This is a genomic window from Nitrosovibrio sp. Nv17 (assembly GCF_900119085.1).
In the GTDB taxonomy this organism is placed as follows: Bacteria; Pseudomonadota; Gammaproteobacteria; order Burkholderiales; family Nitrosomonadaceae; genus Nitrosospira.
Map to the genome: position 1 here is coordinate 1 of NZ_FPIQ01000001.1, position 13,061 is coordinate 13,061.

The following is a 13,061-nucleotide window of genomic DNA, read 5'->3' on the forward strand; positions in this document are numbered from 1 at the left end:
TAGCTCTGTGGCTCCCACATCGATACCAGCAGCAACGGGAACAGCAATCTGTGCAGGTGTTCCGGGTTCAGTCGTTTGAAGTGTCATGATGAATCCTCGAATGAAGTCGCGATACAATGTCACGGGTTCCCCGACCCTGCACACGCGCCTACCATCCTTGTGTATACAGGCTCAAAGCCTCGGATACTCCACGGTATTGGCGAATAGGGCGGGGAGCCAATCTACATCACAAGCTCAGACCTTAAAAAACCTGTCTTCAGGATGGGACGGCTTCCCCAGTGAAGCATCATCTTACTTGCATCACAAACAAAATCTGAATATCTCTGATCATACAAGGATGGGTGGAGTGGAACGCAACCCATCGGGTAATTTCAGATGTGGTGGGAAGAAAAGCAGGTGGCAACCATCACGGGGCAAGCGGTTTTGATGGGTTACGCTACGCTCACCCATCCTACGGGTAGGGCGGAAGGAAGGGTAGAAAGGCAGGATGGGTGGAGTGGAACGCAACCCATCGGGTAGCTGCAAATCCAGCGTTCAAAACGTCCGGCTGGGGCCGATATGGGGGATAATGACGGCTTTCGTGCATTCGGTTCCAAGCCATCGGTGCGGGAGCATCGAAGGAAACAGCGGGTATCCAAGAGAATCATCCGGGACCATGGCCTTGCAGAGCAAAGGAATATCCTCGGTATGCTGCTGATGATCGACAACTACGACTCCTTCACCTACAACCTGGTCCAGTATTTCGGCGAACTGGGCGAGGAGGTGGTGGTGGTTCGCAACGACGAGATCACGCTCGACGAGGTGGCGCGGATGCAACCCGCGCGCATCGTCGTCTCGCCCGGTCCCTGCACTCCCGGCAAGGCGGGGATATCGGTGCCGCTCATCGAATCCTGCAGCGGCCGGATACCGATCCTGGGCGTATGCCTCGGCCATCAGAGCATCGGCCAGGCCTTCGGTGGCCGGATCGTGCATGCCCGGCAGCTCATGCACGGTAAGACTTCCGCCATATTCCACGATGGCGCCGGCCTGTTCAAGGGGCTGCCCAGCCCCTTCATGGCGACGCGCTATCACTCCCTTGCCATCGAGCGCGCGAGCCTGCCGGAGGCTCTCGAGATCACTGCGTGGACCGAGGATGGGGAAATCATGGGTGTCCGGCACAGGACTCTTGCGGTTGAGGGGTTGCAGTTTCATCCGGAGTCCATCCTGACCCAGCACGGGCATCGGCTGCTGGAAAATTTCCTGAACCGGTGAGCACTCCGTCTTCAGGCCGTGTCGTGCGCGGCCGCCGCCATGCCGCGGATTTCCGGTTCTCGGGCTGAAGCTCATGACGCCGCAGGAAGCGCTGGTACGCATCATCGAGCATCGCGAGATTTTTCATGACGAGATGCTTACGCTCATGCGCCAGATCATGCGCGGGGAACTCTCGCCCGAGCTGATCGCTGCCATCGTCACCGGACTGCGGGTGAAGAAGGAGACCATCGGGGAAATCGCCGCCGCCGCACAGGTGATGCGCGAGTTCGCCACGCGGGTCGAGGTGGCGGATCCCGCGCATCTGGTCGATACCTGCGGCACGGGCGGGGATGCCGCGCACACGTTCAATATCTCCACGGCCGCGGCCTTCGTGGCCGCCGCCGCCGGGGCGCGGGTCGCCAAGCACGGCGGGCGCTCGGTATCCAGCAGGTCGGGCAGCGCGGATGTGCTGGAGGCCCTGGGCGTCGATCTGGACCAGACGCCCACGCAGGTGGCGGAGGCGATCGGGAAGGTCGGGATCGGCTTCATGTTCGCCCCCAACTTCCATGGTGCGATGAAGCACGCCGCGCCGGTGCGCCGCGAGCTGGGCGTGCGTACGCTGTTCAATATCCTGGGGCCGCTCACCAATCCGGCCGGGGCAAAGAACCAGGTCCTGGGGGTGTTCCATCCGGATCTCGTCGGCATACTGGTGCGAGTGCTGCAACGCCTGGGCAGCGAGCATGTGCTGGTGGTGCACGGCGAGAGCGGGCAGGAGGGGCAAGGCGGGCTGGACGAGATCACCATCGCCGGCGAGACCCGTGTCGGCGAGCTGAGGCATGGGAAGGTGCGCGAATACGTGATCAGGCCGGAGGATTTCGGCCTGGAACGGGCGCCGCTGGAAGCCATCCGTACCCGCGACGGCGCCCATGCCCGCGATATGCTGCTCGCGGTGCTGGACGATCGGCCGGGGCCTGCGCGCGATGTGGTGCTGCTCAACGCGGGTGCGGCGATCTATGCGGCGGGGCTGGCCGAATCGCTGGGTCAGGGTGTGCTGCAGGCCCGTGGAGCCCTCGAGACCGGCGCCGCGCGGGCGAAACTGCGCGCTCTGGTAAGCCATTCCCGGCAGGATCGGGCGCCCCATGTCACGACCGGCTGATTCCATGTCCACCATCCTGCAGCGGATCCTGGCCGTGAAGTCGACGGAAATCGCCTCCGCCAAGGTGTCCAGGCCCCTGTCCGCCGTCTGCCGGGAGGCGGCGGCCGCGCCGCCCCCGCGTGACTTTCTCGGTGCGATCCGGGCGCGCATCGCGGCCGGCCGTCCTGCCGTCATCGCGGAGATCAAGCGCGCCAGCCCCAGCCGGGGGGTGCTGCGGGAAGCGTTCGATCCCGCCGCCATCGCCGCCAGCTATGCCCGGCATGGCGCCGCCTGCCTGTCGGTGCTGACCGACCGGCAGTTCTTCGGTGGAGACGGGGCCTATCTGGGTCAGGCCCGCGCCGCCTGCGAGCTGCCGGTGCTGCGCAAGGATTTCATGCTGGAGGAGTACCAGGTGGCAGAGGCCCGCGTACTGGGGGCGGATTGCATACTCATCATCGTGGCGGCGTTTCTCCTGCCCGAAGGCTCGGCCGGTGCGGGACCATCCGAAAGCCAGGCGGTGGCGCGGATGCTCAGGCTGGAGTCGGCCGCCCATGACCTGGGCATGGCGGTGCTGGTCGAGGTGCATGATGGCGCGGAGCTGGCGCTTGCGCTGCAGTTGCGTTCTCCCCTGGTCGGCATCAACAACCGCAACCTGCACACCTTCGAAACGCGGCTGGAGACGACGCTGGGGCTGCTCGGCCGTATTCCACCGGGACGCATCGTGGTGACCGAGAGCGGGATACTGTCGCCTGCCGACGTGGCGTCCATGCGCGATCATCGAGTCGACGCCTTCCTGGTGGGGGAGGCCTTCATGCGTGCCCCGGATCCGGGGGTCGAGCTGGAGCGGCTGTTCGGATGAGGTCGACGCGGACATGCAGCCCGAACCGTCTCCCGGGAATTTTTCTGGCGTGTTCCGGCGTGTACTTCATATGGCCCAGGATTGTTTGTTGCAAAAAAGCAACATAATGCCGTCCGAGATTCGGAAAGTTTATTGATTTCCTTGCTACGCGTGGTCGCTTTAGGCACAATCGCCTTCAACCCTCTCACGAGGTAGGAGAGGTCTAGTCAAGCAGCGGGACGCACTTTGCCGAAATAGGGTCGGTGAGATGGCCCAGATGTTTCAACTTTAAAGGAGATTTTCCACATGAAAAAGAAGCTGATTGCACTGGCTGCCGCCGGAGCACTCGCAGTCCCGGTGGCCGCATCCGCTCAGGGAACGAATGTCACGATATTCGGCCGGGTGCAGGCGGAATACAGCCTGGTTGACTTTGCCGGCACGCCCAGCCAGGGGTCACTGCAGGACAATTCCCGTTCGTCGCGCTGGGGTCTGCATGTCACCGAAGATCTCGGGAACGGGCTCAGGGCCAATGCCCGCCTGGAATTCGGCCTGAACACCGGTTCCGGTTCGGCGACGACGCCGCGCGAGCAGTGGGTGGGTCTCTCCAGCAACGAATGGGGTGAAATCCGGTTCGGTCGCCTCCAGTCTCCGTTCAAGGACTTCGCCGGTGGCCAGACGATCGATCCGTTCGCCTACACCACCCTCCAGGCGGCCGGTTCCGGCGGCACCATGACCGCCAGCGCCAATGGCCTGGGCGCGGGTGCGAACACCTTCCTCAACAGCGCGATCCGCTACGATTCGGCCAACATCGAAGGCTTCTCCTTCTCGGGCGTGCTGCTGCCGGGTGACTCCAATTCGCTCGATCCCCTCCAGAACGGCAGCATCTTCTCGGGCCTGTATCCCGGCGGTCTGGGCAGCAACGGCAATACCGGCGGCAGGAACGGCGAATTCGACGGCCAGGCCGCTGCCAAGTACCACGTGGATGTCGACGGCTTCGGCGGCTTCGATATCTTCGGTGGCTACTCCCGCGACAACGTCAACGAGACGCAGAAGAATCTCGTGGGTTTGAGAAAGGCCGAAGAAGTATGGCGTGTGGGCGCTTCCTGGGCGATCGAGAACTTCAAGCTCAGCGGCCAGTATGAGGACATCAACAACGCCATCGGCGCGGCAACGTGTAGCACCGCTGCGGCCCTGGTGTCGAACCCTGCAGATATCGGCACTTCCGGCCAGTGCAATTCCGCCATGAACGTGGGCGGCGATGGCCATACCTGGTTTGCCAGCGCGCAGTACCGGTGGGGCAACACCACGCTGGTGGCCCAAGGCGGCATGACCCGTGCGGATGCCGGCGGCATTTATAATTCCGCCCGTCGCAAGGCCGACAGCTTCACGGTCGGTGCCATCCACAACCTGAGCAAGCGCACTAGCCTGTTCGGCGGCTACCAGCACGTGTACGTGACCAATGCCAACGGCGCCGCGGCGAACGACATCGGTGGCGCGATCGCTCCCGTGTACGCAACCGGCAATCGTGCGACCTACACGATCGGCGTGCGCCACAACTTCTGATCGAATCGGATCGGATCGGAATAGGGCGCTTCGGCGCCCTATTTTTTTCGAATGATGAGCTCTGCCGAATCGACGGCGATCGTTCCGGAATTTCGTGCCCTATAACCCTAAAGCCGCTGTGTATTTAGTTTACAGGGCATACGTGCTACCATGCTGATGCAGTCCGGCACCACCCCGGAGTCGAACAGGAAGGCAGTCGGAACATGAGCGGATCGCCTCGCCGACCCGGCGGGAGGAATCCGGCATGCAGGTGTGCGGGTTCACAATAAAAATTATCTCTACGGTCATCGGTGGGGTATTGAAGTCTTAGGAGGATGCGTTCATGGGAGTGCCTTTACGCCAGCAGATCACTGTCGGTACCTATCTGCTCAAGCAAAAACTGATGGGGGTCAAGAAGTATCCTTTGGTGCTGATGCTGGAGCCCCTGTTTCGCTGCAACCTCGCCTGCGCCGGTTGCGGCAAGATCGACTATCCGGACGAGATACTCGACAAGCGCCTTTCGTATGAAGAGTGCATGCAGGCCGTCGACGAGTGCGGCGCCCCCATGGTATCGATTCCCGGAGGCGAGCCGCTGATCCACAAGGAGATGCCGCAGATCGTCGCAGGCATCATCGCGCGCAGGAAGTACGTCTATCTCTGCACGAACGCGCTGCTGCTGAAGAAGAAGATCGGCGACTACACGCCGTCGCCCTATCTCACCTTCTCCATTCATCTGGACGGCATGAAGGAGAGGCATGACGCCTCGGTGTGCCAGGATGGCGTTTTCGATCGGGCGGTCGAGGCGATCAAGCTTTGCGTGGAGCGGGGATTCCGGGTCACGATCAACTGCACCCTGTTCCAGGGCGAGACTCCGGACGACGTCGCGGAGTTCCTCGATTATGCCATGAGCCTGGGGGTGGAAGGCGCGACCATCGCTCCCGGATTCAGCTATGAGCGTGCGCCCAGGCAGGACATCTTCATCAAGGGCCAGGACACCAAGAAGCTGTTCCGCGGCATTTTCGAGATCGGCAGGAAGAAGCGCAACTGGAAGCTGAATCACTCCACGCTCTATCTCGATTTTCTGGCGGGCAACCAGAGTTACGAATGCACGCCGTGGGGCAACCCCACGCGCAACGTATTCGGCTGGCAGAAACCCTGCTACCTGCTGCCGGATGAAGGGTATGCCGCCACTTTCAAGGAACTGCTGGAGGACACGCCCTGGGACAAGTACGGCAACAGCAGCAATCCCAAGTGCGCCCAGTGCATGGCCCACTGCGGATACGAGGCGACCGCCGTCGAGGATACCCTGCAGCACCCCTTCAAGGCGCTCATCGCCTCGATCAGGGGACCGAGGACAACCGGTCCGATGGTGGCGGAACCCACACCCAAATGGATGACGGAAGACCGCAAGTCCCGTCCCACCATAGGCGGAATCCCCGTCAGGGTGGAGTGAGCCGGCCGGCTGGAGTACGATTCCGGCCGCATGAAGACGCTGGTACGGAGTATGTGGTACGAGTAATCTTATGAGGCTCCTGAATGTGACCAGATTCATGCTGCATGTTCAGGCGATCGTAGCCCTCACGCTGATGGTCGCATCGGCGTCCTGGGCGAAGGAAATCGGCGCCGACGATCCGGAGCGGGTGGTGGGTCACCTGCAGGATTCCCTCATCAAGACGATGCAGGACGGGAAGAGGCTCGGCTACCGCGGCCGTTTTGAACTGCTGGCGCCGGTCATCGAGCAGTCCCATGATTTCGACTTCATCGCCCGGACCATCCTCGGGGCGGGCTGGACCGACCTGAACGCGAGCCAGCAGCACACCTTCATGGACGTGTTCAGGAAGCTCAGTATCGGCACCTATGCAGGATGGTTCAAGAGCCACGCGGGCGAGCGCTTCGAGATTCTGGAGCAGCAGGCCATGCCGCGGGATCAGATCATGGTGCGCAGCAGGCTCGTATTGCCGAAGGGCAATCCCGTTCGTTTCGACTATATCATGCGGCGGGAAAAGGACGGCTGGCGCATCGTCAACATTCTCGCCGACGGGGTCAGCGACCTCGCTCTCAAGCGCACCGAATACCGCGCCATTCTGCAGCGAGACGGCTTTCAGACGCTGGTCGACATGCTCAGGGAAAAGATCGCCCTGACCGAGAAGGAATAGAATCCCGTCATGCATCGACCAGCCCGTCGGGGGTGCGCGGATTCGTTTCCAGGGGGATGTCCTGGTTTCCATGCGTTCCGGCGCGTTCGGATCGCATTTCCATGATGGGTCCGGCCAAAGGCGGCCTGAGCTGTTTTTCCCCGATTTTCCCATTGCGACTGGGCTGATCGTTCCCTGAAGGATGACTGCCTCGGCTTCCGCTTCCCACGGTCATATCTACGCTGTTTTCGCACGCTGGACCAGCTTCTGCTATCGGCACGGCGCCTGGGTCCTGCTGGCATCGCTGCTGACCGTGGCGGCGTGCGGCGTCTACGTCGCGCGCAATCTGGGGATGAATACCGATACCGCGGACATGCTGTCCGAGCACCTGCCGTTCCGCGTCAATCTCAAGCACTACAACCAGACCTTCCCTCAGGACATGGATACCCTGCTGGTCGTGCTGGACGCGCCGGCGCCGGAGCAGGCCCATCTGGCGGCGGAGCATCTGGCGGAGCGCCTGAGAACGGATCCCGGGAATTTCCACGACGTCTATCCGCCGACCGTGAACAGTTTCTTTGCGCGTAACGGCCTGCTCTACCTGAGCGTGCCGGAGCTGGAGCAGATCACCGACAGCCTGGCCCAGGCGCAGCCGTTGATCGCATACATCGCCACCGATCCCACGCTGCCCGCCTTCGCCTCGGTGCTGACCGGCGCCGTGGAGGAGCTGGGCAAGGGGCGCAGCCTGGAGCTGCAGCCGGTATTGGCGGCGGTGCAGACGACGCTGGATGCGCGGCTTGCGGGTTCGCCCCGGGTGCTGTCATGGCAGGCCCTGTTCCATGGGGGGGAACGGAAGAAGACGTACCAGGAATTGATCGTCATCAAGCCCAGGCTGGACTATAGCCAGATGTTTCCGGCCGAGCAGTCCATCGCGGCGCTGCATGCGGCGGCAGAGGAGATCGGCATCACGGATGCCGGGCCGGTGCGGATGCGCATCACCGGGGAGGTGGCGCTGGCGGAGGAGGAGCTCAACAGTTCCTTGCGGGGCATGGAGTCCGCAGGCGTCATCACCTTCCTGCTGGTGGTGATCGTGCTGTACTTTGCGATGCGTACCCCAGGACTGATACTCAACGTGCTGCTCTGCCTCGGCATGGGCTTGGTCCTGACCGCTGCCTTTGCCACCGCGGCGGTGGGCCACCTGAACCTGATCTCCATCGCGTTTGCGGTGCTGTACATAGGCCTGGGGGCGGATTTCGCCATCCATTTCCTGCTCCGGTATCGTGAAATCCTGAAAAACGGCCTGCCGCCGACGGGGGCGGTGTACGTATCGGGGGGCGACGCCGGCGCTGCGTTGACCGCATGCACGATCACCAACGCCATCGGCTTCTATGCGTTCATCCCCACCGATTACAGCGGTGTGGCGGAACTGGGCATCATCTCCGGAACGGGCATGATCATCAGCCTGCTCGTGACCTTGACCCTGGGTCCCGCCCTGCTGCGCTATTCCTCTGGTCGGCTGCCGGACATTTCCGGCACGAAGGCTTCCGTCGGGCGCATGCTCGAGTGGTCGCTGAGATGGCATCGTCTGACCTATGCCGTCGCGGCGGCCGCTGCCATTGCAGCAGTCCTGCTGCTGCCGCAGGTGCGGTTCGACTACAATCTGCTCAACCTGCAGGATCAGACCGGACAGGCGGTCAAGACCTTTCGCGAGCTGCTGGCCGATCCGGACCAGTCGCCCTGGCATGCGATGGCACTGGCCAGCGGCAGCGAGGAGACGCAGCGGCTGGCGCAGCGGCTGGCCGAATTGCCCGAAGTGAGCAAGGTGGTCACGATTCTGGATTTCGTGCCCGCCGAGCAGGAGGTGAAAATGGGACTGATCGAGGATGTGGCGCTGACGATGGGGCCGATCCAGCTGTCCGAAAGGGTTCGAAGCGAGACAGAGGACGCTTCGCCTCGTCAGCGGCAGGCACTCGAGGAGTTGGCGGCTGCGCTGGATCGATTCGTGGCCGGGCACGCCGGGCATGCCGCGGCGGCAGTGGCGCGGCCGCTCGCCGCCTCTCTCAGGGCACTGTTCGTACGGCTGGACGCGGCATCCGTTCCCGAGAGGCGCAAGCTGCTGGCGGACGTCGAGGATGACATGCTGATGACGCTGCCGAATGCCCTGCGCAGCCTGCGCGCGGCGATGGAAGCGGCTCCGTTCGAGGAGCAGGATCTGCCCGAGGCGCTGAGCCGGCGCTGGCGCAGCCCGACGGGGGAGTACCGGCTGGCGGTGTATCCGGCGGAGAATCTCGACGACAACACGGCGTTGCGGCATTTCGTGCGGGCAGTGCTGGAGGTGGCGCCCAACGCGACCGGCGCACCCATGATCGGCCTGGAAGCGGGCGAGGCGGTCGTCCAGGCGTTCATCCACGCATTCCTGCTGGCGCTGCTGGGGATCATCGTGGCGCTGCTGATCATATTGCGCAGCGTGAAGTATACGCTGCTGGTGCTGATTCCTCTCCTGCTGTCCAGCCTGTTCACTGCTGCGTTCACCATCCTGCTGAACGTCCCGTTCAATTTTGCCAACATCATTGCGCTGCCGTTGCTGCTCGGCCTCGGCATCGACAGCAGCCTGCACATGGTGCACAGGAGCCTGAACAACGAGATGGTGAGCGAGATGCTGATCCACACGAGTACCGCGCGCGCCATTTTCTACAGTGCCCTCACCGCACTCGTGGATTTCGCCAGTCTGATGTTCTCGGCCCACGATGGCACCGCCAGCATCGGCATCATGCTGACGGTGGGCCTGGCCTTCACGCTGATCTGCACGCTCGTGATCCTGCCGGCGATCCTGCGGGCGCCCGCTCGAAGGGCGGGTGCATGAGTCCTCACCCACGCGCACGCAAGGATACGCGTGCCAAGTCGTACACTTTTTGGACGATTATTGTTTATACTTCATCCCGTTGGAGGATGCTGCGTATGCAGGACTGTCACATATGGGAATGCATGACGTGAAAAGACAGCTTCCATGCCGCCAGGGATGGAATGAGAGAGGTGGGAGGGTATGAAAAGACTGGAACGTACTGCGAGATTGCCTTTGCAGGATGAGTCGCCGACTCCGGGGGCGCTGGAGGATGGGCTGGCAGCGGCGCGCGAGGCGATGCTCGCCCTGCAGAAGGAGGATGGCCACTGGTGTTTTCCGCTGGAGGCGGACTGTACGATTCCAGCGGAGTACATCCTCATGATGCACTTCATGGATGACATAGACGAGGCGCTGGAGATCAGGCTGGCCCGGTTCATTCGTGAGAAGCAGGTGCCTGCGCATGACGGCTGGCCACTGTACCATGGCGGCGACATCGACCTGAGCTGCACGATCAAGGCCTACTATGCCCTCAAGCTCGTGGGCGATTCACCCGACGCCGCGCACATGACGCGTGCGCGCAAGGCCATCCTGACGCATGGTGGCGCCGCGCGCGCCAATGTGTTCACACGAATGCTGCTTGCGATGTACAGGCAGATTCCCTGGCGCGGCGTTCCTTTCGTGCCGGTGGAGATCATTCTCTTTCCGCGCTGGTTTTTCTTCCACCTGAGCAAGGTGGCCTACTGGTCGCGTACCGTGACCATTCCGCTGTCCATCCTCTGCAGCCTGAAGGCGCGTGCGGCGAACCCGCGCAATGTCGATATCCGGGAGTTGTTCACGGTGCCTCCGGAGAATGAGCGGGGCTATTTCCCGGTGCGTACCCGGCTGAACCGGATATTTCTTTGGGCGGAGCGCCTCGCCTCGCCGCTCGAACCGTTCATTCCGTCTTTCCTGCGCCGCTTCGCGCTGAAGCGCGCCGAATCCTGGATCATCGAACGGCTCAATGGCGAATGCGGCCTCGGGGCCATCTTCCCGGCGATGGTCAACGCCAACGAGGCGTTGGCCCTGCTGGGGTATCCCTACGAGCATCCCTATCGCGAGCAGTGCCGCAGCGCGCTCCGGGGGCTGCTGGTGGAGGAGGGCGAACGCGCGTGGTGCCAGCCGTGCACGTCGCCCGTATGGGACACCGTGCTGACGGGTCTTGCCCTGCAGGAGGGCGGAAAGGTGGATGAGAAGCCGGTGCGCCGGGCCCTGGACTGGCTGATTCCCAACCAGATACTGGATGCGCCCGCCGACTGGCAGGTGGAGCATCCCGATCTGCCAGGAGGCGGCTGGGCATTTCAATATGCCAATCCCCACTATCCGGATCTGGATGATACCGCTGCGGTTGCATGGGCCCTGCACCAGGCGGATCCGCAGGCCTATCGCGACAGTATCGTCCGCGCGGCGAACTGGCTTGCCGGCATGCAGTCTCGCAACGGCGGGTTCGCGGCATTCGACAGCGACAATACCTACTATTACCTGAACGAAATCCCGTTTGCCGACCATGGCGCCCTGCTCGATCCGCCTACCAGCGACGTGACGGCCCGATGCACCGGTTTTCTGGCGCTGCATGGCGATCCGAGCCACAGGGAAGCGGTGGAACGCGGCCTGGCCTACCTGTTCCGCGAGCAGGAGTCCAGCGGCGCGTGGTTCGGGCGCTGGGGGAGCAACTATATCTATGGTACCTGGTCGGTGCTGGAGGCCTGCCGGCTGGCACGCGTGGATACTGATCACCTCGCCGTGCGCCGTGCAGTGCAGTGGCTGAAGTCGGTGCAGCGCGACGACGGGGGCTGGGGAGAAGGCAACGATACCTATGCCGATCCGAGACTGGCGGGACGTTTCGAAACCAGCACGTCCTTCCAGACGGCATGGGCGGTGCTCGGCCTGATGGCTGCGGGTGAAGGCGAGAGCCATGAGGTATCGCGGGGGATCGCGTATCTGCTGGACACCCAGTCCGACGACGGGTTGTGGCATGAGCCGTGGTTCACCGCCCCGGGTTTTCCCAGGGTTTTCTACCTCAAGTATCATGGGTACACGAGCTATTTCCCGCTCTGGGCACTGGTCCGGTATCACGCGCTGACGCGGATCCGCTCCACGTGACGGGCGTGGGCATCGTGACCGCGATGCGAATGGAAGCACGGTGCGTCACTTCGCGGCGCCTGCCCTTCAACAGCCGGGTCAGCCTGGGACCCGGCGCGGCGATATGGCTTTGCGGAATCGGCGCGGAGGCGGCGCGTGAGGCGGCAGAGGGACTGCACGCCGGAGGCGCCTCCGCCCTGGTGAGCTTCGGGTTTGCCGGAGCGCTGGATTCCAGCTTGCGACCGGGGGACCTGATGTTGCCGGATTCGGTTTCCGCCGATCGCTTGCTCCCGATCGATACCGAGTGGCGCAGCCGGGTGCGGGAACTGCTTTCGGCGCGCGTGCGGATAGCGGGCGGGATACTGGCGGCAAGTCCGCACATGCTGGCTTCGGCTGCGGCCAAGCGTGAACTGGCGCAGTCCGCAGGGGCACGTGCGGTGGACATGGAGAGCGGCGCCGTGGCGGAAGTCGCCTTCCGCACCGGAACGGCGTTCCTGGCGGTGCGCGCGATATCGGATCCGGTGGAGTGCTCGCCTCCCGCGGCGCTGCTCGGAGCGCTGCGCCGCGACGGCAGCCCCGATCCGGTGCGCCTGGCGATGCTGCTGCTGCGGGGTCGTGTGGCAATCGGCACGCTGCTGCGCCTGGGGGCGGATTCCCGCGCCGCATGCGCCACGCTGGCGGCGGTGTCGCGCCATGCCGGCAGGGAATTGGGGTTCGCCGGGTAGTGCCGGATGAACGTTTCCCGGCCACCGGATCGGCCGCGGATAAAATAAAATTTTCGCGTTACTTGAGAATTCGCGTCGTTAAAGAGTAAAATACCGGCCTTTCGTATCAGGCATTTAATGGAGACGCACATGCCAATCACAACCGATCGGAAAGCACAGGTCGTGCGCGACTACCAGCGCGCGGCTGGCGATACCGGTTCCCCCGAGGTACAGGTGGCGTTGCTGACCACCCGTATCAATGATCTGGCGACCCATTTCAAGGCGCACGTCAAGGATCATCATTCCCGCCGGGGCCTGTTGCGGATGGTCAGCCGTCGTCGCAAGCTGCTCGACTACCTCAAGCGTAACAGCATGGACAGCTATCGGGTACTGATCGAGCGCCTCGGTCTGCGCAAGTGACCGCCCGATTCCGTCCAGGGATGGCTCGGCGCAGCATGTAAGAGAAGAGCGCAAGGCGGTTCTTTCCGGCGTGCCGATGCGGTTCCCGATGATGGGCACG

10 protein-coding genes are annotated in these 13,061 nt (G+C 63.1%); all 10 read left to right on the top strand.

Annotated elements, in window-relative coordinates:
- The first annotated feature begins 687 nt into the window (after window positions 1-687).
- On the top strand, window positions 688-1,251 hold the full coding sequence (locus BT108_RS00005) for an anthranilate synthase component II (protein WP_072292511.1): 564 nt from the start codon (window positions 688-690) through the stop codon (window positions 1,249-1,251).
- 73 nt (window positions 1,252-1,324) lie between these two features.
- Entirely contained in the window at window positions 1,325-2,386 is a 1,062-nt protein-coding gene (gene trpD, locus BT108_RS00010; protein ID WP_072292512.1) for an anthranilate phosphoribosyltransferase, read from the top strand.
- Between the two features lie 4 nt (window positions 2,387-2,390).
- Complete coding sequence (trpC, locus tag BT108_RS00015; RefSeq protein ID WP_072292513.1) at window positions 2,391-3,224, top strand: indole-3-glycerol phosphate synthase TrpC; 834 nt, start codon at window positions 2,391-2,393, stop codon at window positions 3,222-3,224.
- A 285-nt stretch (window positions 3,225-3,509) separates the two neighbouring features.
- On the top strand, window positions 3,510-4,766 hold the full coding sequence (locus BT108_RS00020; protein WP_072292514.1) for a porin: 1,257 nt from the start codon (window positions 3,510-3,512) through the stop codon (window positions 4,764-4,766).
- A gap of 322 nt (window positions 4,767-5,088) precedes the next feature.
- A complete protein-coding gene (gene hpnH / locus BT108_RS00025) occupies window positions 5,089-6,198 on the top strand; it encodes an adenosyl-hopene transferase HpnH (protein ID WP_072292515.1) in 1,110 nt (369 codons plus the stop codon).
- 70 nt (window positions 6,199-6,268) lie between these two features.
- Window positions 6,269-6,901 carry an HpnM family protein gene (locus BT108_RS00030; protein WP_072292516.1) on the top strand — a complete coding sequence of 211 codons (633 nt, stop codon included), beginning with the start codon at window positions 6,269-6,271 and terminating at the stop codon, window positions 6,899-6,901.
- Window positions 6,902-7,082: 181 nt separating this feature from the next.
- Entirely contained in the window at window positions 7,083-9,740 is a 2,658-nt protein-coding gene (locus BT108_RS00035; protein WP_072292517.1) for an MMPL family transporter, read from the top strand.
- Between the two features lie 180 nt (window positions 9,741-9,920).
- On the top strand, window positions 9,921-11,858 hold the full coding sequence (gene shc, locus BT108_RS00040; RefSeq protein WP_072292518.1) for a squalene--hopene cyclase: 1,938 nt from the start codon (window positions 9,921-9,923) through the stop codon (window positions 11,856-11,858).
- Window positions 11,855-12,562 carry a phosphorylase family protein gene (locus BT108_RS00045; protein ID WP_072292519.1) on the top strand — a complete coding sequence of 236 codons (708 nt, stop codon included), beginning with the start codon at window positions 11,855-11,857 and terminating at the stop codon, window positions 12,560-12,562. The genes shc and BT108_RS00045 overlap by 4 nt, the downstream gene beginning before the upstream one ends.
- A gap of 129 nt (window positions 12,563-12,691) precedes the next feature.
- Window positions 12,692-12,961 (top strand): 30S ribosomal protein S15, encoded by a 270-nt coding sequence (rpsO, locus tag BT108_RS00050; RefSeq protein ID WP_072292520.1) that lies wholly within the window; start codon window positions 12,692-12,694, stop codon window positions 12,959-12,961.
- Window positions 12,962-13,061: the final 100 nt, after the last annotated feature.